This window comes from Vagococcus fessus, from assembly GCF_003987565.1.
Classification (GTDB): Bacteria; Bacillota; Bacilli; order Lactobacillales; family Vagococcaceae; genus Vagococcus_D; species Vagococcus_D fessus.
This window is the reverse complement of sequence record NZ_NGJY01000001.1, coordinates 745,481-770,544: the sequence shown is the minus strand read 5'-3', so window position 1 is coordinate 770,544 and position 25,064 is coordinate 745,481. Positions and strand designations below refer to the sequence as shown.

Genomic DNA, 25,064 nt, shown 5'->3' with positions numbered 1-25,064 from the left:
TCTTTTTTTATTTTTACTTTATAAAGCTTAAAAAACAGTTAATATGTCATTTATATGTAAAAATAACTCCAATTAATAGGACTTTTTAAGTAGTTTTTGCTACAATAAACCATAGAAAGAAATGTTTAAAGGGAGGCAGACAATGTTTCGTTTATTTCCACAAAAAGAGAAATATCAACAAGGAACAAAAGAATGGTCGTTTGATACGAACGGACCAATTCCACAACATATAGCTGTAATTATGGATGGTAATGGCAGATGGGCTCAAAATAGACGTTTACCTCGTGTAGCAGGACATAAAGAAGGTATGAATAATGTCAAAAAAATAACGAAACAAGCAAGCCGATTGGGAGTTAAAGTATTAACACTGTATGCTTTTTCAACTGAAAATTGGAAGAGACCCACTGAAGAAGTGGATTTTTTAATGCAGTTGCCAGTGGATTTCTTTGATACATTTGTTCCAGAGTTAGTTGAGGAAAATGTAAGAGTAGAAGTCATGGGGTATACCGAGTATTTACCGGAGCATACGCAAAAAGCTATTCAAGACGCAAAGGAACAGACAAAAGAAAATACAGGTATGGTTTTAAATTTTGCGCTTAATTATGGAAGTCGAGCTGAAATTTTAACGGCGGTAAATAAAGCTGTTCAGGATGTAAAATCCGGTGTAATCGATGGAGAAATAACAGAAGAAATGTTATCAGGTTATATGATGACGGCAGATTTGGGTACAGATTTACAAGACCCGGATTTATTAATCCGAACAAGTGGTGAAGAGCGCATAAGTAACTTCCTGTTATGGCAAATTGCGTATAGTGAGTTATTCTTTACAGATGCTTATTGGCCTGATTTTGATAGCGATCATTTTGAAGAAGCATTGGCTTCGTATCAAAAAAGAAATCGTCGTTTTGGTGGATTAGACGAATCCAAATAGATAGAAATTAAAAGAAGTAGTAGAGAGGAAGTTACAGTCAAATGAAGCAACGTGTTATTACAGCAATTATTGCTCTGATTTTATTCATTCCAGTTATTATTTTTGGAGGATGGGCAATTGAAATAACAGCAACTGTATTAGCTGTTATTGGAGTGTATGAGTTATTTAGAATGAAAGGTATCGAATTCAAAAGTATCGAAGGGGTTCTAGCTAGTTTAGCAACAATAGCTTTAGTATTTCCAATTCATAAGTATTTAGGATTTATTCCAGAAGGTACAGATGTACTGAGCATTTTTTATATTTTAATTATGGGATTTTTAGCGTTAACAGTTTTTTCAAAAAATACGTATTCAATTGAGCAAGCCGCATTTCCAGCTTTAGTCACATTATATGTCGGCATGGGCTTTAAATATTTCTTACTAGCACGTGGTGAAGGTCCAAGTCTTGTTATTTTAATGTTTGGTTTAATGGTAGTTTGGACAACGGATATTGGGGCGTATATGTTTGGTAGAGCATTTGGTAAGAATAAATTAGCGCCAAACGTTTCTCCTAATAAAACATTAGAAGGTTCTGCCGGTGGCATTTTAAGTGCAGTTGTTTTTGCTTTAATTTACTTGAATTTTTATCCAGCACAAGAGTATTTTGGTTTTAATTTAGTAACAATGATTATTTTTACTATTATTTTCTCAATGGTTGGGCAGTTCGGTGACCTTGTAGAATCAGCCTATAAACGTCATTTTGGTGTTAAAGACTCTGGAAAAATTTTACCAGGTCACGGTGGTATTTTAGATCGATTTGATAGTATGTTATTTGTATTCCCGGTTATGCATATATTAGGATTATTTTAATAAAAAGGTTCAACTTGCATTCTAGCGAGTTGACCTTTTTTAGTTGTAAAAACTATTTATGCTCTTAAATAAAAGAATTTTGGCGGTTCTAGTAATTTATGTTAAAATGATGGGAGGTACACTATTATGTAAGTGGTATCTTTAAAATTAAATAAATGTGGAAACACATGAAGTCATCCTAAGAAAGTGGGGAGTGTGATAGATAGTGATTAAAACAATACTGACCTTCTTATTTGTATTCTGTGTTATCGTTATAATACATGAGTTAGGTCACTTTATATTTGCAAAACGTTCAGGAATTTTAGTTCGCGAATTTTCTGTAGGTATGGGTCCAAAGTTATTCTCACATCAAGGTAAAGATGGGACTACGTATACAGTGCGTATGATTCCAATGGGCGGTTATGTTAGAATGGCTGGTTTGGGTGAAGAAGAGGTTGAAATAAGACCAGGACAACCTATTTCAGTAGAATTGGATAAAGATAATGTGGTGACGCGACTTAACACAAGTACGAAAGTTCAATTAACCAACAGTGTACCAATGGAAGTGATTCGTTACGACTTAGAAAATGAGTTATACGTAACTGGCTATTTGTATGGGGATATTGAGCAAGAAACACGTTACACGGTCAATCATGATGCAACGATTATTGAAGAGGATGGTACAGAAGTTAGAATAGCACCGACAGACGTGCAGTTTCAGTCAGCTAAATTGTGGCAGCGTGCACTAACAAACTTTGCCGGACCATTATTCAATTTTATTCTAACGTTTGTTGTTTTTACGATTGTATTATTTATGCAAGGTGGAGTTAAGCAACCTGATATGAGTAGTGTAATCGGTGGCGTTGAAAAGGGTGGCATTGCTGAAAAAGCAGGTATAGAACCTGGAGATAAAATTATTGAAATTGGTGGAAAAACCATTTCTGATTTTGATGCGATTGGTACTGAATTAACAGCACACAAAAATGAAGAAGTAACGGTTATATTAGATCGTGACGGCAAGGAAAAAGAGGTCACTCTTAAACCTAAGGCTAAAGAGCTTGAAGATGGTACGAAACGAGTTATGATAGGTATTACTTCAGGGACTACTTTTACTAAGCTAACTTTTATTGAGAAGTTAAAATCAGCTGCTAAACAAACGCTTATCAGTGCCACTGTCATTTTTGTAGCACTTAAAGATTTGATTATGGGATTCAGCTTAAATAAACTTGGAGGACCTGTTATGATTTTCCAAGTATCGTCGCAAGTTGCCAATGAAGGAATGATAATGATTTTAAACTTCATGGGTATGCTGAGTGTCAACTTGGGTATTATGAATTTATTACCTATTCCGGCATTAGACGGTGGAAAGCTATTGCTTAATTTATATGAAGCGATTAGAAGAAAACCATTGAGTCCTGAAAGCGAGGGGAAGATCACATTAGTTGGTTTTGCTTTCATGATGATTTTAATGATTTTAGTAACATGGAACGATATCATGCGCTTCTTTTTTAGATAACTAAATAGAAGCTTAAAATAAGGGAGATTATAAAATGAAACAATCAAAAATGTTAATTCCAACATTAAGAGAGACACCAAATGATGCTGAAATCGTAAGTCATCAAATGTTATTACGTGCGGGGTATATCCGCCAAGTTACAAGTGGAGTATATAGTTATTTACCACTTGCTTACCGTGTGTTAGAAAAAATTAAAAAAATCATGCAAGAAGAATTCGAAGCAATCGATGCTACAGAAATGTTAATGCCAGCTTTAGTTCCTGCTGATTTATGGAGAGAATCTGGTCGTTATGAAACATATGGCCCATTACTAATGAAATTACAAGACCGTCATGGACGTGATTTCTTATTAGGACCAACACATGAAGAAACATTTACTGATTTAATTAAAAATGAAATCAGTTCATACAAACGTTTACCATTATCGTTATACCAAATTCAAACTAAATACCGTGATGAAAAACGTCCTCGTTCAGGTTTATTACGTGGTCGCGAATTCATAATGAAAGATGGCTATTCATTCCATGGCTCAGAAGAATGTTTAGATAAAGGCTATCATTTATATGAATCAGCTTACTACCGTATTTTTGAACGTTGTGGTTTAGAGTTCCGCGCAATCATCGGAGACGGTGGGGCTATGGGTGGTAGTGACTCTAAAGAATTTATGGCGATTGCTGAAGTTGGAGAAGATACAATTTGTTATTCTACAGAAGGCGACTATGCTGCTAACTTAGAAATGGCAACTAGTCTTTATACTCCTAAAAATTCACATGCTACGGTTTTAGATTTAGAAAAAGTAGCAACACCAGATGTTGAATCAATTGAAGATGTTGCAAACTTCTTATCAATCGATGCTTCAACAATTATTAAATCAGTATTATTCATGGCAGATGAAGAGCCTGTTATGGTATTAGTTCGTGGTGACCACGAGGTAAATGATGTTAAACTTAAAAACTATCTGAAAGCTGATTTCTTAGAACCAGCAACACCAGAAGAAGCAGCAAAATATTTTGATGCAGCATTCGGTTCTCTTGGACCAGTTAATGCACCAGAAGAAGTTAAGATTTATGCTGATTTATATATCCAAGATATGGAAAATGCTGTCGTTGGGGCTAATGAAACAGGTTTCCATTTATTAAATGCTAATAAAGGCCGCGACTTTGAACCGATTGCTTATGAAGATTTCCGTGTTGTTCAAGAAGGAGATATTTCTCCTGATGGCGAAGGCACTCTTAAATTTACAAAAGGGATTGAAATTGGTCATATCTTTAAACTAGGAACACGCTACAGTGAAGCAATGGGTGCTACAGTGTTAGATGAAAATGGACGAGATACTCCAGTTATCATGGGTTGTTATGGTATTGGTGTGAGTCGTTTAGTTTCAGCTATGGTTGAACAAAATGCAGATGAAAATGGAATGAACTGGCCAAAAGGCTTAGCGCCATTTGATGTTCATATCGTACCAGTTAACGTTAAAGATGAGGCTCAAGTTACACTTGCAGCTGAAATTGAAGGCTTAATGGAAGCTGAAGGTTATGACGTATTAGTAGACGACCGTAAAGAGCGTGCTGGTGTTAAATTTACAGATGCTGATTTAATCGGTTTACCAATCCGTATTACAGTTGGTAAAAAAGCAGCAGAAGATATTGTCGAAGTTAAAATCCGTAAAACAGGTGAAACATTAGAAGTCAAGAAAGATGAGATTGCAAGTACATTAAGTATTTTATTAAATCCTTCAGAAGACTAATCTTTCGATAAACGAAGAAGTGAGGCGGTCAGCGTTGTTAAAGCTTGGCTGTCTCTTTCTTTTGACTGAAGAAAAGGAGGAGTCTATATGTCATTAAATCCAACAGAATTATTTGAAAAACTTTTAGACCAAATGGGTTTAGAAGATACATTCCGAAATCAGCCAGTCCTCTTAAATGGAAAAGTTGAAAAAGTAGTGGTTCATAAAGTCAGTCGATGTTGGGATTTTTATTTAAAATTTGACACGATTTTACCAGCCAATTTATACCGTTTAATGACTCAACGACTTGAAATGGCGTTTAAAGATATTGCGAAAGTTAGAATGACGATTGCCAGTGATCAAACCACCGTTACTGAAGAAGAAATTCAAAACTATTGGGATTTAAGTATCGAGGCATCAAATTGTAATCGCTCAGTGGTTGATAGTGCGTTAAGAGGACAAGTCCCTCTTTATAAAGAAGGTAAAGTTGTTTTATTAGTGGAAAATGAAGGTGTTATTGATTATTTGAAACAGCAATATTTACCTGCTGTAGAGGATGCGTATCTTTCATTTGGTTTTCCAAAAATAAAAATAATTCCTGAACTTAATTTAGCTCAAGCAGAGGCCAATAAAGAAGCCTTTATGGCACGTCAGCAAGAGCAACAGGAACGCATGATGGCTGAAGCTGCAGCTGCCATGGAAAAAAATGAACAAATGAAACAAAAGAAAAAGAGTGAACCGGCAGCACTTGACGGTCCAATTCAAATGGGTAAACCTATTAATCCTAGTGAAATGATTATGTCAATGGCCGATATAACAGAAGAGGAACGCAGTGTTGTTATTGAAGGTTATGTCTTTGATGTTGAGGTGCGTGATTTACGTTCAGGACGTCAAATCTTAACAGTTAAAATTACTGATTATACCTCATCATTCTCAGTGAAGAAATTCTCAAATGGTGAAAAAGATGAAGCTATATTTGCAGCTATCAAAAAAGGAATGTGGCTAAAAGTTCGTGGTGGTATTCAAGAAGATACCTATGCGAGAGATTTAGTTTTGAATGCTAGAGATATGATGGAAGTTCATAAAAAAGGTCGTGTAGATACCGCTCCAGCTGATAGCAAACGTGTTGAATTACACATGCATACTAACATGAGTACAATGGATGCGATAACAGGTGCTACTGACTTAGTCGCTCAAGCTGCTAAATGGGGAATGCCTGCTGTTGCAATAACTGACCATTACGGTGCTCAAAGTTTCCCAGATGCACATGGAGCTGGGAAAAAACATGGCGTTAAAATTTTATATGGTATTGAAGCTAATGTAGTAGATGATGGTGTACCGATTGCCTACAATCCTCGTCATTTGTCTTTAACGGACTCGACTTATATTGTATTTGACGTTGAGACGACAGGATTATCTGCCGTTTATGATACGATAATTGAGTTAGCCGCAGTTAAGATGCATAAAGGAAATGTTATTGAAACATTTGAAGAGTTTATTGACCCAGGACATCCTCTTTCTCAAACAACAATTAATTTAACTGGTATTACTGATGATATGGTACGCGGTTCGAAATCAGAAGAGGAAGTATTGAGACTATTTAAAGAGTTTTGTGGCGATGATATTTTAGTAGCCCACAATGCTAGCTTTGATATGGGCTTCTTAAATACCAGTTATGAAAAATACGATATAGAAGAAGCTCCTAATTCAGTGATTGATACCCTTGAATTATCCCGTTTTTTACACCCCGAGTGGAAAAGCCATCGTTTAAATACGTTAGCTAAGAAATATGGTGTTAATTTGGAACAACATCACCGTGCGATTTATGATTCAGAAACAACAGGACATTTGTGTTGGATATTCTTGAAAAAAGCACAAGAAGAGCATGGTATTACATATCATGATGAGTTAAATGAGCATATTGGTGAAGGCGACTCTTATAAACGTGCGCGTCCTTTCCATGCGACTATTATGGCGACAACTCAAGCAGGGCTTAAAAATCTATTTAAACTAATTTCAATGTCTAATATTGATTATTATTATAGAACACCTCGTATTCCTCGTTCGCAATTATCGAAATTACGTGAGGGCTTAGTTGTAGGTTCGGCATGTAGTGGTGGTGAAATTTTTGAAGCGATGATGCAAAAAGGGGTAGAAGAAGCCAAGAAACGAGCTAAGTTCTATGATTATATTGAAATTATGCCTAAGCCAGTCTATGCTCCGCTTATTGAGCAAGAATTGGTTAAAAATGAGCATGATTTAGAAGAGATTATAACAAACTTAATTAAGATTGCTGATGAACTTGAGAAACCGGTTGTGGCAACAGGGAATGTTCATTACTTAAATGAAACAGATGGTATTTATCGTAAGATTCTTGTGAATTCATTAGGTGGAGCTAGTCCTTTAAACCGTCATAGTTTACCTGAAGTTCACTTTAGAACAACGAATGAAATGTTAGATGAGTTTGCATTCTTGGGTGAGGAAGAAGCCAAGCGTGTTGTTGTAACGAATACACAATTAGTAGCGAGTTGGTTTGACGAAATCACCCCAGTTAAAGATGACTTGTACACGCCGAAGATTGAAGGAGCGGAACAAGAAATTACAGATTTGAGTTACAATGAAGCGAAAAAACTATATGGTGACCCACTACCAGATATCGTTGAGAAGCGATTGAAAAAAGAATTGGATAGTATTATCGGGAATGGGTTCTCGGTTATCTATCTAATTTCTCAAAAACTTGTTCATAAGAGTTTAGAAGATGGTTATTTAGTAGGGTCTCGTGGTTCGGTTGGGTCTAGTTTTGTTGCGACGATGACCGGGATCACAGAGGTCAATCCTTTAGCTCCTCATTATAGATGTCCAGATTGTCAATATACTGAATTCTTTGAAGATGGTTCGGTTGGGTCAGGATTTGATTTACCAGAAAAACCTTGTCCTGAATGTGGTGCTCGTTTATTTAAAGACGGACATGATATTCCATTTGAGACCTTCCTTGGTTTCCACGGGGATAAAGTACCCGATATTGATTTAAACTTCTCGGGAGATTATCAAGCAGAAGCGCATAACTATACAAAAGTATTGTTTGGTGAGGAATATGTTTACCGTGCAGGAACAATCGGTACAGTAGCTGATAAAACGGCTTATGGTTTTGTAAAGGGGTATGAACGTGATAATAACCTCAACTTTAGAAATGCTGAAATCGACCGTTTGGCAAAAGGATCTACTGGTGTTAAAAGAACGACTGGACAGCATCCAGGGGGGATTATTGTTATTCCTGATTATATGGATGTTTATGATTTTTCACCAATTCAATTCCCTGCAGATGACCAAAATTCTGAGTGGAAAACAACCCATTTTGACTTCCATTCGATTCATGATAATGTATTAAAACTTGATATCTTAGGTCACGATGATCCGACGGTTATTAGAATGCTGCAAGATTTATCAGGGATTGATCCTAAAACAATCCCAACAGATGATCCAGAAGTAATGAAAATATTCTCAGGCCCACAAGTACTTGGTGTAGAACCAGATCAGATATACTCTAAGACAGGGTCTTTAGGTATTCCAGAATTTGGAACACATTTTGTACGTGGAATGTTAGAACAAACGCACCCTACAACATTTGCTGAGTTACTACAAATTTCAGGACTGTCACATGGTACTGACGTATGGCTTGGTAATGCTGAAGAATTAATTAGTAAAGGTCAAACGACATTAGCAGAAGTAATCGGCTGTCGTGATGATATCATGGTTTATTTGATTCATAATGGCTTAGAAGATGGCCTTGCCTTTAAGATTATGGAGAGTGTGCGTAAAGGGAAAGGTATTCCTGATGATTGGCAAAAAGAAATGCGAGATGTTGGGATTGCGGAATGGTATATTGAATCATGTTTGAAAATCAAGTACATGTTCCCGAAAGCCCATGCGGCAGCCTATGTTTTAATGGCATTACGTGTCGCTTATTTCAAAGTTTACTATCCAATTCTTTATTACGCAGCGTATTTCTCAGTACGTGCAGATGATTTCGATTTAGTGGCGATGTCCAAAGGGAAAGAGGCAGTCAAAGCTCAAATGAAAGAAATCAAAGATAAAGGCCGAGAAGCGTCTACTAAAGAGAAAAATTTACTTACCGTATTGGAATTATGTAATGAAATGTTAGAGCGTGGGTACACGTTCCAAATGATTGATTTGTATAAATCAGATGCAGAGAATTTTGTAATCGAAGGCAATTCATTAATAGCGCCATTTAGAGCTGTTCCTGGTTTGGGGAATAACGTGGCGAAACAGATAATGGTAGCAAGAGAAGAACAAGAATTCTTATCTAAAGAGGATTTAGCGACTCGTGGTAAAGTATCGAAAACCTTAATTGAATACATGACAGATAACGGTGTTTTAGAAGGATTACCTGATGAGAACCAATTGTCATTGTTTGATATGTTGTAAGAAAAAGAACCTAACCCGTAAAACGGTTAGGTTCTTTTTAATATAACGGAAACCAGATGGGGCTTATTATTAATTCTAAAAGGGAAACGACTGTTGCTTAACCCTCGACTTACTATTAATTTAGTCCTACTAGTTGGATGACTATAACATCCGCTAGTGTAACGAGGCAAAGCACCTTGATGGGGAGATAAAAGGCCACCGATAAAGGGGAGTCTAACTTGTCCACCATGAGCATGTCCAGAAAAGATAGCAGTAAGAGATAGCTTACTAAAATTTTTAATATAGTCTGAAAATAATTCAGGATGATGGGCTAATACAAAGACAGTTGAAAGATGTTCTAAATTGTCTAGTATAGCTGGTTCAAGTGTAGTTATTTCATTTTTCAAACCAATGATTCCAAATTCTTGTCCGTTATGAGTTAAAGTGATGGCTTCATTTTCTAAAAGGGTGGCATGAGAGTCGAGCATCAGCTTTCGCCATTTATGGTAATTACCGCAAGATGTTTCATGATTGCCTTCGATAACAAAAGTAGGGGCGATAACAGCAATTTGATTAATGACACTTTGAATAAGCGAAGTATCTAAATCTTCAGTTCGATCTATCGTATCCCCTGTAATGAAAATAAAATCAGGGTGAGTGTCTTTAATACTTTGGATAAAACTCTCTGAATCAATTCTAAATCGGCGTAAATGAATATCAGAAATATGAGTAATTTTAAGATTATTTAAAGCTGCGGGGAGATTTTGTGAGGGTAGGATGATAGTTTCACTATCGAGTTGGCGATTTGTCCAATACCCATAAAGACAAAAAAGCGAGATAAGTATAATGGATATAATAATAATAGTCATAAGTAACAACTCCTTTATATGTTTACAAGTATAGGAGAGGTTAAAGAAGACTAGCAAGAAACGATACAGGACTTATAGGAAATTTAAAAAGCTTAACCTTAACTTAAAAGTCATCGTAATGTAGATGTAATGCGTGGTAAGTTGAGTTTTCTGAAAACATATGCTATAATATTCCTAGATTGATACTGTCGAAAGAGTGAGCGCACCCCGCTCACTCTTTTTGATAGACAAGCAGATTCCCGTGAAGGAGGCGAATGATTTGAGTAGTGTAGTGGAAACTGTTACAGAGGTTGTCACACCAATTTTGGAAGAGCAAAACTTTGAATTAGCAGATTTAGAATTCGTGAAGGAAGGTAAAAACTGGTTTTTAAGAGTCTTTATCGATAAACCGAATGGCATAGATATTGAGGAATGTGCCCTAGTTAGTGAAAAACTTAGTGATGCAATGGATCTTATGGATCCAGATCCAATCCCACAAGCATACTTCTTAGAAGTATCGTCACCCGGAGCGGAACGTCCACTTAAAAAAGAATCAGATTATGAAAATGCTCTAGGAGAGTACATTCATATTTCATTATATTCAATGGTGGAAAAAGACAAACAATTCGAAGGTACGTTGAAAGAATTAACACCTGAGACGTTAACCTTAACAGTAAAAATAAAAACTAGAGTTAAAGACATCACTTTCGACCGTAGCAATATTGCTAAGGCAAGACTAGCGATTCAGTTTTAACCAGCATAAAGATAACGGAGGCTAAGTAAAAGATGAGTAAAGAAATGTTAAATGCTTTGGATGCATTGGAAGTTGAAAAAGGCATTTCAAAAGAGATAGTGATTGAAGCACTAGAAGCAGCATTAGTATCTGCTTACAAACGTCACTATGGACAAGCACAAAACGTTGAAGTTGAATTCGATTCAAAAAAAGGTAATATTCATGTCTACGCTGTAAAAGAAATTACAGAAGAAGTAATGGATTCACAATTAGAAGTGAGTCTAGATGAAGCCTTAAAATTAAATGGTGCCTATGAATTAGGCGACACAGTTCGTTTTGAAGTAACACCAAAAGACTTTGGACGTATTGCTGCACAAACAGCGAAACAAGTTATTTTACAACGTGTTCGTGAAGCTGAAAGAACAATCATTTATAACGAATTCAGTGCTTATGAAAATGAAATCATGCAAGGGATTGTTGAAAGACAAGACCATCGTTATATTTATGTAAATCTAGGTAAAATTGAAGCGGTATTATCTCGCCAAGATCAAATTCCTAATGAAGTTTACCAACCACATGATCGTATCAAAGTTTACGTATCTAAAGTTGAAAATACCTCAAAAGGCCCACAAGTATTTGTAAGCCGTAGTCATCCAGACTTATTAAAACGTCTATTCGAACAAGAAATTCCAGAAGTTTATGATGGAATTGTTGAAATCGTAAGCGTGGCTCGTGAAGCTGGCGACCGTGCTAAAGTTTCAGTGCGTTCTCAAGATGAAAACGTTGATCCAGTCGGAACATGTGTTGGTCAAAAAGGTCAACGTGTTCAAGCGATTGTTAATGAGTTAAAAGGTGAAAATATGGATATTGTTGAGTGGAATGAAGACCCAGCAGTATACATTGCAAATGCCTTAAACCCTGCACAAGTAGTTGAAGTAACATTTGATGAAAGTGGTAAAGCATGTACAGTAGTGGTTCCTGATTATCAATTATCATTAGCGATTGGTAAACGTGGTCAAAATGCCCGTTTAGCAGCTAAGTTAACAAACTTAAAAGTAGATATTAAATCTGAAACTGATATGGCAGCGATTCGTGAACAACAAGCAGCAATGCCTGTTGAAGAAGAAGTAACTGTTGAAGAACCAGTTGAAGTAGAAACTACTGAAGAAGTTGTAGAAGAAATCGTAACAGAAGACGTTACTGAAGAAGTTTCTTCAAACGAAGAGTAGAAAATAGGAGGCGATAGAGATGAAACAACGTAAAATTCCTTTAAGAAAATGTGTTGTATCAGGCGACATGAAGTCTAAAAAAGAAATGATTCGTATTGTACGTTCTAAGGAAGGTATTGTATCCATTGATCCTAGTGGGAAAATGCCAGGCCGAGGTGCATACATTTCTATTGAGCCGACTATTGTCCAAAAAGCTTGGGACAAACGTATTTTAGACCGTGCTCTAAATGCGACGATGACGGATGAGTTTTATCAAGAACTTTTAGATTATGTCAGTCATCAAAAAGCGAGACAGGAATTATTCGGAAATGACAAATAACGAAAAAGTATTAAATCTATTAGGTATGGCAATGAGAGCGGGCCGTTTAGTGTCAGGTGAAGAATTGACATTAGCTGATATCCGTAATCAACAAGCTAAGCTAGTATTCGTGGCAAACGATGCGAGTGATAATACCATAAAAAAAATTAAAGATAAGGGAGCTTTTTATAACGTCCCAGTTATAAATGAGTTCTCACAAATGGAACTAAGTGCTGCCATTGGCCGTAGTCGTATGATTATTGGGGTATGTGATAGTGGCTTTGCCAAGAAGTTCCAGGAGTTGTTATCAAAATAGGAAGGTGATTGCATGGGTAAAAAAAGAATTTATGAATTAGCTAAAGAATTAGACCAATCAAGTAAAGTTGTGGTTGATAAGGCTCATTCACTTGGTATGGACGTTAAGAATCACATGGGTTCAATTAGCGGCGACCAAGAAAAAGAACTAAGACGTGCATTCGGCGGAAAAGCTAAACCAGCTACTACGCAACCAGTCCAGTCTAACAAAGCAACAACTGGCAATAAATCTGAGGCTAATAAACCTCACGCTTCAAAAAATACAGATCAAAGAAAAGGAAGTACAAAGGCACCAGCAAAACCAGCGCAACAACGTGCCAATACACAAAACTCTATGACAAATAAACCAACTAACTCTTCCGCTCAAGGAAAAACAAGCCGTCCACAAGGACAAAACAATACAAATAACAAACGTCCACAAGGGCAAAATAACACTAATAGCCGTCCGCAAGGTCAAGCTAATACAAACAACCGTCCACAAGGACAAAACAACACAAATAGCCGTCCGCAAGGTCAAGCTAATACAAACAATCGTCCACAAGGGCAAAACAACACAAATAGCCGTCCGCAAGGTCAAGCTAATACAAACAACCGTCCACAAGGACAAAACAACACAAATAGTCGTCCGCAAGGTCAAGCTAATACAAACAACCGTCCACAAGGTCAAGGAAATACTCAAGGCGGTCAAGGTAGCAGCTATCAAGGACGTAATAACAATAACTATCGTGGTGGTGGCCAAGGTGGCTACAACAATAACCGCAACCGTTATAAAAAAGGACGCAAGAAACAATATCCAGCGTCAAATAAACCTGCTGTTCCAGCACGTAAATTTAAAGAATTACCAGAAGTTTTAGTTTATACAGAAGGTATGAACGTTGCAGAAATTTCTAAAAAAATCTACCGTGAGCCAGCTGAAATCATCAAAAAATTATTCATGATGGGTGTTATGGTTAACCAAAACCAAGCACTAGATAAAGATACAATTGAATTATTAGCTGTTGATTATGGTATGGAAGCAGAAGAAAAAGTAGCGGTTGACGTTGCTGATATCGATAAATTCTTCGAACCAGAAGCTTTAGTAGAAGAAAACTTAGCAACACGCCCACCAGTTGTAACTATCATGGGTCACGTCGATCATGGTAAAACAACATTACTTGATACATTACGTAACACAAAAGTTACTGATGGCGAAGCAGGCGGAATCACTCAGCATATCGGTGCTTACCAAATTCAAGTAGATGGTAAAACAATTACATTCTTAGATACTCCAGGACATGCGGCTTTCACAAGCATGCGTGCACGCGGTGCGAGTGTTACTGATATTACAATCTTAGTAGTAGCAGCTGATGATGGTGTTATGCCACAAACAATCGAAGCAATTAACCATGCGAAAGCGGCAGATGTACCAATTATCGTAGCAGTTAATAAGATTGATAAACCAGGTGCTAACCCGGAAAATGTTATTGGACAATTAAGTGAACATGGTCTTATCCCAGAAGCTTGGGGTGGGGATACAATTTTTGTTGAAATCTCAGCAAAACATAACACTAATATTGAAGAATTATTAGAAAATATTCTATTAATTTCTGAAGTTCAAGAATTAAAAGCTGACCCAACTCAACGTGCTATCGGTAGTGTTATCGAAGCTCGTTTAGACAAAGGTAAAGGTCCTGTTGCAACATTATTAGTTCAACAAGGAACACTACGTGTAGGAGATCCTATCGTAGTTGGTAATACTTTCGGACGTGTTCGTACGATGACAAATGATATTGGTCGTCGTGATAAAGAAGCTGGTCCAGCTACACCAGTAGAAATTACTGGTCTTAATGATGTTCCTCAAGCAGGCGATCGTTTTGTTGTCTTTGAAGATGAAAAAACAGCTCGTCAAGCCGGAGAAGAAAGAGCAAGTCGTGCTTTATTAGAACAACGTAATACAAACACTGTTGTAACATTAGACAACTTATTTGATAGCTTGAAAGATGGCGAAATCAAAGATGTTAATGTTATTATCAAAGCTGACGTTCAAGGTACTGCAGAAGCTTTAGCTGCAAGTTTACAAAAAATTGAAGTTGAAGGCGTACGCGTTAAAATCGTACATTCAGCAGTTGGTGCGATTACTGAGAGTGATGTAACATTGGCTCAAGCAAGTGGTGCGATTGTTGTCGGATTTAACGTTCGTCCAACAATTCAAGCTCGTCAACAAGCTGAACAAGATGAAGTAGATATTCGTTTACACAGTATTATCTATAACGTTATCGATGAAATCGAAACAGCAATGAACGGTTTATTAGAACCTGAATTTGAAGAAAAAATTACAGGTCAAATGTTAATCCGTGAAACATATACAGTATCAAAAGTTGGAACAATTGCAGGGTGTTATGTAACTGATGGTTCAATCAAACGTGATTGTGGCGTTCGTTTAATTCGTGATAACATTGTTATCTTCGAAGGTAAACTAGCAAGCTTGAAACGTTTCAAAGATGATGCTAAAGAAGTTAAAATGGGATTTGAATGTGGTGCGATGATCGAAGACTACAATGATATCAAAGTTGATGATGTGATTGAAGGATTTGAAATGGTCGAAATCAAAAGAAAATAAGTCCTAACAAAGAAATGAGGGAGTTTCATGGCTAAATTTCGTGATAGACGAGTCGGTCAAGAAGTTCAACGTGAAGTCAATGATATTCTTCAAAAACGTGTACGTGACCCACGTGTCCAAGACGTAACGATTACAGATGTTCGTGTGACAGGTGATTTACAACAAGCGACTATTTATTATAGTATCCTTTCTGATAAAGCTTCTGATATGCAGAAAGCTCAAAAAGGATTAGATAAAGCGACTGGTTTAATTCGTAAAGAATTAGGCCAACGCTTACGTATCTATAAAACGCCTGAATTAATTTTTGAGCGTGATGAATCAGTTGCTTACGGTAATAGAATTGATGAATTGATTCGCAATTTGAACAAAAATGATTAATAAAAAGCCAATCTAGTGATAACTAGGTTGGTTTTTTTGTTGAGTAAGAAAAAGAGAGAAAGTCAGTAATAAAGCTTATAATATGCTATAATAAACGGGTTATTAGAAAAAAGTGAGGTAACGACATGGACGGAATATTACCATTATGGAAAGAACGTGGCATGACGAGTCATGATTGCGTATTTAAATTAAGAAAAATACTAAGAACTAAAAAAGTGGGACATGGCGGAACGCTAGACCCTGATGTTGATGGTGTATTACCGATTTGTATCGGAAAAGGCACTAAAATTATTGAATATATTCAAGACAGTGGTAAAACATATATTGGTGAAATTACTTTAGGTTATTCAACAACTACTGAAGATGCAAGTGGTGAGATTGTGGACCGTCAAGATGCGCCTATGGATTTGACGACAGAAGAGATAGATAAAGCCATGGCCGAAATGGTGGGGACAATTACTCAGGTTCCACCGATGTTTTCAGCTGTTAAAGTAAATGGAAAACGTCTTTATGAGTATGCAAGAGAAGGACTAGAAGTAGAACGTCCAGAACGTAAAGCAGTAATCGAGTATTTTAATCGTACAACTGAACCTGTATTTAATGAAGAAGAAAAAACAGTATCATGGCGTTTTGAAGTAGGATGCGGTAAAGGGACTTATGTAAGAACATTGTCAGTCGATACGGGTCTTAAATTAGGTGTACCTGCTCATATGTCTGACTTAACTCGTATTGGTAGCGGTGGTTTTAAAGCTTCCGATTGTTTAACCTTGGCTCAAGTTGCCGAAAAAATGGAACAAGAAGATAAGGATTTCTTACAACCTATCGAAAAAGCGATGACGATTATGCAACGTTTAGATTTGACAGGTCAACAGTATTCCGTAGTTAAAAATGGTGGGTTCTTAATGAAGTCAACGTTACCAGATGAATTAAATTATGAGGAACTTATTGCAGTTCATTATAATAATTTATTAGTAAGTATTTACGGGGAACACCCACATAAAAAAGAAGTGATTAAACCAATTAAAGTATTACGAAATGAGTAATTAAAGGGAGTCGTTTGACGTGGAAATTATTGAAATTCATCATCCGTATAAGGAGAGTCAATTACCAAAAGAAGAGGTAGTCTTAGTATTAGGCTTCTTCGATGGTGTTCATCGCGGTCATCAGGCCGTTATTAATCGTGGTAAAGAGGAAGCGAAAGCTAAAGGGTTAAAGCTTGCTGTTATGACATTTAATCAGCATCCTTCGATTGTTTTTCAAAAAATTGACCCAACAACGATGACTTATTTAACAACAGTTGAACAAAAAGCCAGTCATATGGAAAAATTAGGTGTTGATATTTTATATGTGATTGAATTTACCTCATCTTTTGCAAGTCTAAGTCCGCAAGAGTTTGTAGACCAATATATGGTAGGCTTACATGCTAAAAGTGTGGTAGCAGGCTTTGATTACACATATGGACCACGTGACATTGCGACTATGGATAATTTACCTAACTATACGCAAGATAGATTAGATGTGATTACAGTGCCTAAATTAGAAGACCATGATGTTAAGGTGAGTTCTACAGAAATTAGAGACTTTTTAGCTGCAGGAGATATGGAAAAAGCTACTGAGTTTTTAGGCTATATCTATAGTATCGAAGGGACGGTTGTTCATGGTGACGCTCGTGGGAGAACATTAGGTTTCCCGACTGCTAATATAAAAGTATCTCATCTTACTCGCTTACCGCGTAAAGGGGTTTATGCGGTGAAAATTAAGGTAGCGAATAAATGGTATGAAGGAATGGCTCAAATTGGTCGAAATATTACCTTTGAACCAGGACGTGATATCACAGTTGAAGTAAATATTTTAGATTTTAATCAAGATATATACGGTGAACAGGTAGCTGTCGAATGGTACCATTATCTTCGTGATGAGATTAAATTCGATGGAGTGGAAGGCTTGATCAAACAACTTAACCAAGATAAAGTCGATACAGCGGAGTATTTTTCAGCTCTTTAATAGTAAAAGCATGAAGCTATCTTAGGCTTCATGCTTTTTTGTTGTTATAAAATAAACGACTTCAGGAGCGCTCTTATGTAAAATATGGTATTCTAATAAGATGAGATAAGGTAATTAAACTCTAGAGTGAAGAGGAGATAAGTGCGTATGTTAGATAATAAAATAACGCCTTTAGATAAAGTTTCAGCATATATACATATTCCGTTTTGTGAGCATATTTGCTATTATTGCGATTTTAATAAAGTATTTTTAAAAGGGCAACCGGTTGATGAGTATATTCAAGGGCTATTAAAGGAGATTCGTTTAACGACAGAAAAATACCCGTGCCAAGTAGTTGACACTTTATATGTAGGTGGTGGAACGCCAACGTCTTTAAGTGCATCACAATTAGATGTATTGTTGAAAGGGTTACGTGAGTTATTACCATTTGTTGAAGGGAATGAATTTACCGTAGAGGCGAATCCAGGAGATTTAACTGCTGAGAAATTAGACGTGATGAAGGCACATGGTGTAAACCGTCTATCTATGGGGGTACAATCATTTGATGATAAGCTTTTAAAAAAAATAGGCCGCAAACATTCTGCTCAAGATGTATACGACACAATGAAAATTGTTGAGAAGTCTGGGTTAGACAATGTAAGTATTGATCTAATCTATGCGTTACCAGGTCAGACATTGGAGAATTTTGAAGACACGTTGGATAAAGCTATTGCTTTAGGACTACCTCATTATTCGATGTATTCTCTTATTTTAGAGAACAAGACAATCTTTAATAACTGGGCAAGACAAGGTAGATTGAATTTACCGACAGAGGATATTGAAGGCGATATGTTTGATTTAGCCGCTGAAAAAATGGATAAAGCAGGTATCTTTAAATATGAGATAAGTAATTTTTCAAAACCAGGTTTTGAAAGTAAGCATAATCTAGTGTATTGGGATAATCAGCATTATTATGGATTCGGAGCTGGAGCCAGTGGTTATTTAGGAACAGAGCGTTACCGTAATCATGGTCCAATCCAACATTATTTACAACCTTTACGAGAAGATAGATTACCGATTATTGAAACGGAAGAACTCTCTCGTAAACAAATAATTGAAGAAGAAATGTTTTTAGGTCTAAGAAAAATAGAAGGTGTTTCATTGACCTCATTTGAAAATAAGTTCGAACAACCACTTGAGAGTATTTATGCCTCTGTTTTACCAAAATTAAAAGAAGAAGGATTAATTAAAGAAGAACAAGGCTTTATCCGTTTGACGGATAAAGGCTTAATCTTAGGTAATGAAGTCTTTCAAGAGTTTATCAAATAAAAACACCAACCCAAGTCGGGTTGGTGTTTTTATTTGAGGATAAAGTTAAATAGTTTACATTTTTAACGATATGTGATAATCACTATTCCTTTATTGAATAAAAATCGATAATGAAAGCGCTATAATTTGTTGTAGAAGTTCTTATTATTTATTAAATAATAAAATTTCATCTTAAAATTAACTAATCTGAAAACCAGAAAGAGGAAAGGAGAAATGATTCTATTTAAGTTGTTTTAACGCACTTATAATTATTCAAATTGGGAGGAATTGATCGTGTCAAAAGATAATGTTGCAGTTGAAAATGATACAGGTTTAAAACGATCTATGAAGGTGCATCAAATTGTCATGCTAGGTGTTGGTGGAACAATCGGAACTGGATTATTTGTTGGATCAGGATACACCATTTCGCAAGCAGGACCAGGAGGAACTCTTGTAGCTTACGGATTTGGTGCTTTTATAATGTATCTTATGATGATGTGTTTAGGTGAATTACTTGTAGCTAAGCCTATTGCTGGTGGAGTTCAAGCATACGCTACAGAGTTTATCGGTGATAGTATGGGATTTACAGTCGGCTGGGTTAAATGGTTATCATACTCTATAACGGTCCCAACACAACTTGTTGCATCATCTATTATTATGAAAAATATTTTTCCTACAGTGCCCGGTTTATTTTGGATTATTGTTTTCATGGGTATTTTATTCTTTATGAATGCAAGACCTGCTGAAAAGTACGGAAATATGAACTTTTGGTTCAGTAGTATTAAGTTTGTTTTAATTATAGTATTCATTATTGTTGGAACAGGAATGATTTTAGGTATAGGTCAGCCTAAACCTATTGGCTTTTCAAACTTTACTCAACATGGTGGTTTGTTCCCTAACGGAATGAAAGCGGTTTTAATGACGATGATGGTTTCAGCATTTGCTTATGGTGGAGCGGATATGTTTGCCACTACAGCTAGTGAAAGTGAAAATCCCGAAAAAGATATGCCTAAAGCAATAAACTCAGTTATTTTTGGTTTGTTAGCAGCATATTTTGCAAGTTTTGTTGTTTTATTAGCAATTTTACCTTGGAATCAAACGAACTTAAATGGCAGTCCATTTGCTGATGTTTTCAAACAAGCAGGATTTAAATCTGCAGAATTAGTTGTGAATATTGTTGTATTGACATCTGCATTATCATCAGCCAATGCTTTTATTTACTCTAGTGTTCGTTCATTATGGTCAATGGGGCTATACAATCAAGCACCAAAATTTGTTACGAAAGTTAATAAAAATCAGGTGCCTTTAAATGCACTTATTGTTACTATGATTTTTGCATTATTTGCAGTATTTTCAAGTATTTTATCACCTGATGTTGTTTACTTATTTTTAACTTCATTAATTGGAATAAGTAATATGTTTATCTATGTATTATACGGTGTGTGTGTTCTTTTATTCAGAAAAACCCTTAAAGAACAAGATATTTCAGTTAAAACACTAAAATATAAAGTACCATCGTATCCTCTTATACCATTGCTATTAATTGGAATTTGTATTTTAGTATTTATCGGAATGTTCTTTGATCCGACTCAAAAATCAGCTTTGATTACAGGGATTCCAGTATACGTTTTAATTTATTTAGGTTCTAGCGTATATTATAAAAATAAAAAAGTAAAAACAGGAGGTAATGAGTAAATGTATCAAGAATTAGCTAAAAAGTATGATTTAGAAAAAAGAATTGAAGAAATTACCATTGAATTAACAAGTGTATTAAGTGTTAGTGAAACTAAGGGTGAAATTGAAGTGAGTAAAAAAGTTTTCGATATTTTATCTGAATTAGACTATTATAAAGAGAATCCAAATGATTTAATTCTACAGGATATTCCAACAGATAGACACGGTAGAAATAATGTGATTGCAGTTTTAAGAGGTAAAAAAGGAAATAGTAAAAAAGCTGTTTCACTTTTAGGACATACAGACACAGTAGGAATTTCCGATTATGGTAGTATGATTGACTTAGCTAATAAGCCATATGAATTAACTGAAAAAATGACAGAAATTAAAAATACCTTACCAAAAGAAGTTGAAATGGATATTGATCGTGAAGATGAAAGATATTTATTTGGACGTGGAATTTTTGATATGAAGAGCGGAGACGCAGTAATTATAGCGTTAATGGAAGCTATATCTAAAGATTTAGAAAATTTTGAAGGTAACTTAATCTATACAGCAGTTTGTGATGAAGAAGTTAACTCTACTGGTATGTTTGCTGCAGTACCAATGTTAAATAAAATTAGAGAAGAAAATGATTGGGATATCTTGGGTATGATTGACACAGATTATATGACCAATGAATATCTTGGAGATGAGAAAAAGTATGTTTATGTGGGTGCAGTTGGTAAACTAATGCCATCGTTCTATGTTGTAGGGCGTGAGACACACGTAGGAGAATCATTTAATGGATTGGATCCTAACCAAATCTCAGCTGAATTGACAAGACGTATTAATTTAAATACTGAATATTGTGATGAGGCTTTAGGACAGTATACATTACCACCAATTACATTAAAACAACGAGATTTAAAACCAGAATATACAGTTCAAATTGCTAAAACTGCTCATTTGTTCTTTAACTATGCGACTCATAGTAGTACACCTGATCAAGTTATGGAAAAAATGGTAGCAGCTGCACATGATGCAATGAATGAGACAATTGATAATTTGAATGTTCAATATGAAAAATTCTGTAAGCTATCAAATATTGAACATACTAGATTACCATGGGAAACAAAAGTTGTAACATTTGATGAACTTTATAAATCTGTAAAATCAGAAAATCCTGATTTATTAGAAAAAGAATTAGAAGAATTTAGAGCTAAATACTTAAATAACAAGGAATTAGACGAACGTGACTATGCTTTATTAATGGTAGAAAAAGTACATAGTTTATGGTCATATCGTGATCCGGTAGTAGTCGTATTCTTCTCTCCACCGTATTACCCACATATTGTTGTAGAAGGTAAAAACGATCGTGAAAAAAATGTTCTGAATGCTGTAAGAAAAGCTGTTAAAGAAACAGATACTGATTATGAATTAGTTTATAAGAACTTCTTCCCATATATTGCAGATATTAGTTTCGCAGCAGCTCCTGATGATCCAAAAGCTGTCCAAGCTTTAAAAACTAATATGCCAGGTTTTGGTTCAAAATATATTATGCCATTAGATGATATGGCAGAATTAAATATTCCAGTACTTGATATTGGACCTTTTGGCAAGGATGCACATAAATATACTGAACGTGTAGAAGGAAATTACTCATTTAACGTCACTCCAGAATTAGTCTATAGAACAGTGAGAAACTTATTAGATTAATTATTTCTTAGTTGCTAAAAAGTTTACATTGAGCGGATAAAAAGTTGAATAATGTATCAACTTTTTATCCGTTCTTTACAATCTTAATGAAAGCGTTTTAAGGAAGGTGGAAATATGAAAAATCCTAGAATTGAAGTCGATTTAAAAAAACTTGAAGAAAATATTTCGTTTTTAGCAGAGAAAGTTTCTAGTGAAACTATTTCAGTTATGGCTGTTACAAAAGTATTTGAAGCATATCCTGATATTATTGAGTTATATAATAATTGTGATAATGTAACATATTTAGCAGATTCAAGAATAGAAAATATTATTAGTTACAAGGATTCTCCAAAACAAAAAGTCTTAATAAGAATTCCTATGCATTCAGAAATAAAAGAAGTAATTAAGTACGTTGATGTAAGTTTTAATTCAGAAATTAGTACACTTATGCTGCTTAACGAAGAAGCGAAAAAACAAGGTAAAATACATCAAGTTGTTTTGATGATAGATTTAGGTGATTTACGAGAGGGCTTTTTTGTTAAGGCTGACTTAATGGAGGCTGTAGAGGTAGTTCAAGGATTATCTAATATTAAGTTAAACGGTTTAGCAGTAAATCTGACATGTTATGGCGCTATTATCCCTGAAGAAAAAACATTAGAACGATTAGTATCATATAAAAATGAAATAGAGGATCGATTTAATGTAACTCTTGATATCATATCTGGAGGAAATTCGAGTTCAATATATTTATTAGATAGCGTAGACCAAAAATTACCAGCAGGTATTTCAAATTTACGTATAGGTGAGGCTTTCTTATTCGGTAGAGAGACAGCATATGGCGAAGAGTATAAAGAGATGAATGGTGATGTGTTCACATTAATAACAGAGGTAGTCGAGTATAAAGAAAAGCCATCTTATCCAATTGGAAAAATTGGTGTTGATGCATTTGGAAATGCGCCTCAATTTGTTGATAAAGGTGATATGGTTAGAGGGATAGTCGGAATTGGTAAACAAGATGTAGAACCGACAGCTCTTTCGCCAATTGATAAACGATTAGAAATCATAGGAGCAAGTTCTGACCACTTAATTATTGATTTCACTAACGCTAAAGAGGATTATAAAGTTGGAAGTGAAATTAAATTTAGAGTTGATTATGGCTCATTATTAAGTTGTTTTACAAGTAAATACGTAAAAAAAGATTTTGTTAAATAAAAACCATCAATAATTAGGAGGTTATATTGAATGTCAGAAGAAAATCAGTTGAAAAAGACATTAGGTTTTACCGTAGCTCTAACAACAATCATTGGAATGGTAGTAGGCTCAGGAATCTTTTTTAAACCCTATGCAGTATTTAATGCAACAGGAGGAGCTCCTGGTGTAGGAATGATAGCATGGGTTTTAGCAGCATTGTTATCTTTAGCTGGGGCTTTAACAGCAGCTGAAATTGCAGGGATGATTCCTAAGACAGGTGGAATGGTAACTTATTTGCATGATATATATGGTCCTAAATTAGGTTTCTTAACGGGTTGGGTAGATTCAACACTTTACCAAACAGGTTCAACCGCAGCTATTGCAGTAGTATTTGGTATTCAAGGTGCTAGCTTACTAGGTTTTGAGCCAGGAGCTTATTTACCCAAAGTTGTTATTGCGATAGGAATGACTGGTTTCTTAGCTGTAATGAATAATTTAGGCTCAAAAACAAGTGGGATTATTCAAAATATTGCAACAGTTGGTAAATTAATTCCCTTAATCACTATTATTGCTGTAAGTTTTGTAAAAGGGACTGGGAACGATGTGTTAACACCATTGTTAGGACCAGATTTAAACCCTGCAAAAGCATTCTCACTTGCTTTATTAGCAGCTTTATTTGCCTTTGATGGTTGGATGGGTGTAGGTATGATTGCTGGAGAGATGAAAAACCCAGGTAAAGATTTACCTAAAGCTCTTATTTTAGGTATGACTGCAGTAGGAGTAATCTATATTGTAATGAATTTAGCATACTTATGGGTAATGCCAGCGGATCAACTGATGCTTACAGAAACACCTGCAGCTGACGTTTCAACAATCTTATTTGGAGAACGTGGTGGCCAATTTGTTTCTATAGGGATTCTAATTTCGGTTTTTGGTGGATTAAACGGCTATGTATTTACAGCAGCTAGATCAACATTTACTTTAGCTCAGTCAGATCGTATTCCATTTAGCAAACAATTAAAAAAAGTTAACAAACATGGTGTGCCTTCAAACGCTACTTGGTTTGTATTTATTGTATCTTCAATTTATTGTTTAACAGGTCAATATGACTTATTAACTAACCTATCAACATTTATGATTTGGAATTTTTATATTTTAACATTTTATGGCGTAATTAAATTACGTAAAGATCAACCAGATGCAGTTAGACCTTACAAAGTTCCTTTATATCCGTTCATTCCAATAGTTGCAATTGTTGGTGGGTTGTATGTAGTTATTAGTACAATTATTACTCAAAGTAGCTATGCATTAGTAGGAATGGCTATTATGTTTATTGGTTTGCCAGTTTATTCATATTACGAAAAGAAAGAAAAAAAGAAATTAACTGAGTCGTAGAATAGAAATTG

At 35.4% G+C, this 25,064-nt stretch carries 19 protein-coding genes; 18 read left to right on the top strand and 1 reads right to left on the bottom strand.

Annotation, left to right across the window (positions count from 1 at the left end; genetic code table 11):
• The first annotated feature begins 142 nt into the window (after positions 1-142).
• The 5 genes from CBF31_RS03755 (at position 143) to CBF31_RS03735 (ending at position 9,446) form a co-directional block, all read left to right on the top strand.
• The gene (locus tag CBF31_RS03755; protein WP_126831026.1) at positions 143-931 is read left to right on the top strand and encodes an undecaprenyl pyrophosphate synthase; all 789 of its coding nucleotides are present in this window, start codon (positions 143-145) and stop codon (positions 929-931) included.
• A 41-nt stretch (positions 932-972) separates the two neighbouring features.
• Positions 973-1,779 (top strand): phosphatidate cytidylyltransferase, encoded by an 807-nt coding sequence (locus CBF31_RS03750; protein ID WP_126831025.1) that lies wholly within the window; start codon positions 973-975, stop codon positions 1,777-1,779.
• Positions 1,780-1,987: 208 nt separating this feature from the next.
• On the top strand, positions 1,988-3,274 hold the full coding sequence (gene rseP / locus CBF31_RS03745) for an RIP metalloprotease RseP (RefSeq protein WP_126831179.1): 1,287 nt from the start codon (positions 1,988-1,990) through the stop codon (positions 3,272-3,274).
• A gap of 34 nt (positions 3,275-3,308) precedes the next feature.
• Positions 3,309-5,021, top strand: coding sequence for a proline--tRNA ligase (locus CBF31_RS03740; protein ID WP_126831024.1), 1,713 nt, complete (start codon positions 3,309-3,311; stop codon positions 5,019-5,021).
• An 87-nt stretch (positions 5,022-5,108) separates the two neighbouring features.
• Positions 5,109-9,446: a PolC-type DNA polymerase III gene (locus CBF31_RS03735; protein WP_126831023.1), complete on the top strand. Its 4,338-nt coding sequence runs from the start codon at positions 5,109-5,111 to the stop codon at positions 9,444-9,446.
• A gap of 26 nt (positions 9,447-9,472) precedes the next feature.
• Here the strand turns inward: CBF31_RS03735 and CBF31_RS03730 are convergent, their stop codons facing one another.
• Complete coding sequence (locus CBF31_RS03730; RefSeq protein ID WP_126831022.1) at positions 9,473-10,294, bottom strand: metallophosphoesterase; 822 nt, start codon at positions 10,292-10,294, stop codon at positions 9,473-9,475.
• 259 nt (positions 10,295-10,553) lie between these two features.
• Here CBF31_RS03730 and rimP point away from each other — a divergent pair, with 259 nt between their 5' ends.
• The 13 genes from rimP (at position 10,554) to CBF31_RS03665 (ending at position 25,053) form a co-directional block, all read left to right on the top strand.
• Positions 10,554-11,027, top strand: a complete 474-nt coding sequence (gene rimP, locus CBF31_RS03725) for a ribosome maturation factor RimP (RefSeq protein WP_126831021.1) — start codon at positions 10,554-10,556, stop codon at positions 11,025-11,027.
• Between the two features lie 32 nt (positions 11,028-11,059).
• Complete coding sequence (gene nusA, locus CBF31_RS03720) at positions 11,060-12,235, top strand: transcription termination factor NusA (RefSeq protein ID WP_126831020.1); 1,176 nt, start codon at positions 11,060-11,062, stop codon at positions 12,233-12,235.
• A 19-nt stretch (positions 12,236-12,254) separates the two neighbouring features.
• Positions 12,255-12,554, top strand: coding sequence for an RNase P modulator RnpM (gene rnpM, locus CBF31_RS03715; protein ID WP_126831019.1), 300 nt, complete (start codon positions 12,255-12,257; stop codon positions 12,552-12,554).
• On the top strand, positions 12,544-12,849 hold the full coding sequence (locus tag CBF31_RS03710; RefSeq protein WP_126831018.1) for a YlxQ-related RNA-binding protein: 306 nt from the start codon (positions 12,544-12,546) through the stop codon (positions 12,847-12,849). Before rnpM ends, CBF31_RS03710 begins: the two co-directional genes overlap by 11 nt.
• Positions 12,850-12,861: 12 nt before the next feature.
• Positions 12,862-15,447: a translation initiation factor IF-2 gene (gene infB / locus CBF31_RS03705; protein ID WP_126831017.1), complete on the top strand. Its 2,586-nt coding sequence runs from the start codon at positions 12,862-12,864 to the stop codon at positions 15,445-15,447.
• Positions 15,448-15,474: 27 nt separating this feature from the next.
• Positions 15,475-15,825 (top strand): 30S ribosome-binding factor RbfA, encoded by a 351-nt coding sequence (gene rbfA, locus CBF31_RS03700; protein ID WP_126831016.1) that lies wholly within the window; start codon positions 15,475-15,477, stop codon positions 15,823-15,825.
• A gap of 125 nt (positions 15,826-15,950) precedes the next feature.
• Complete coding sequence (gene truB, locus CBF31_RS03695; protein ID WP_126831015.1) at positions 15,951-16,868, top strand: tRNA pseudouridine(55) synthase TruB; 918 nt, start codon at positions 15,951-15,953, stop codon at positions 16,866-16,868.
• Positions 16,869-16,887: 19 nt separating this feature from the next.
• Entirely contained in the window at positions 16,888-17,829 is a 942-nt protein-coding gene (gene ribF, locus CBF31_RS03690; protein WP_126831014.1) for a riboflavin biosynthesis protein RibF, read from the top strand.
• 147 nt (positions 17,830-17,976) lie between these two features.
• Positions 17,977-19,137, top strand: a complete 1,161-nt coding sequence (gene hemW, locus CBF31_RS03685; protein WP_126831013.1) for a radical SAM family heme chaperone HemW — start codon at positions 17,977-17,979, stop codon at positions 19,135-19,137.
• A gap of 273 nt (positions 19,138-19,410) precedes the next feature.
• On the top strand, positions 19,411-20,811 hold the full coding sequence (locus tag CBF31_RS03680) for an amino acid permease (protein ID WP_245977908.1): 1,401 nt from the start codon (positions 19,411-19,413) through the stop codon (positions 20,809-20,811).
• Positions 20,812-22,488, top strand: a complete 1,677-nt coding sequence (locus CBF31_RS03675) for a M20/M25/M40 family metallo-hydrolase (RefSeq protein ID WP_126831012.1) — start codon at positions 20,812-20,814, stop codon at positions 22,486-22,488. It begins immediately after the preceding gene.
• Positions 22,489-22,602: 114 nt separating this feature from the next.
• On the top strand, positions 22,603-23,679 hold the full coding sequence (gene orr, locus CBF31_RS03670) for an ornithine racemase Orr (protein ID WP_126831011.1): 1,077 nt from the start codon (positions 22,603-22,605) through the stop codon (positions 23,677-23,679).
• A gap of 30 nt (positions 23,680-23,709) precedes the next feature.
• Positions 23,710-25,053, top strand: a complete 1,344-nt coding sequence (locus CBF31_RS03665; protein ID WP_126831010.1) for an APC family permease — start codon at positions 23,710-23,712, stop codon at positions 25,051-25,053.
• The last annotated feature ends 11 nt before the right edge of the window (positions 25,054-25,064 follow it).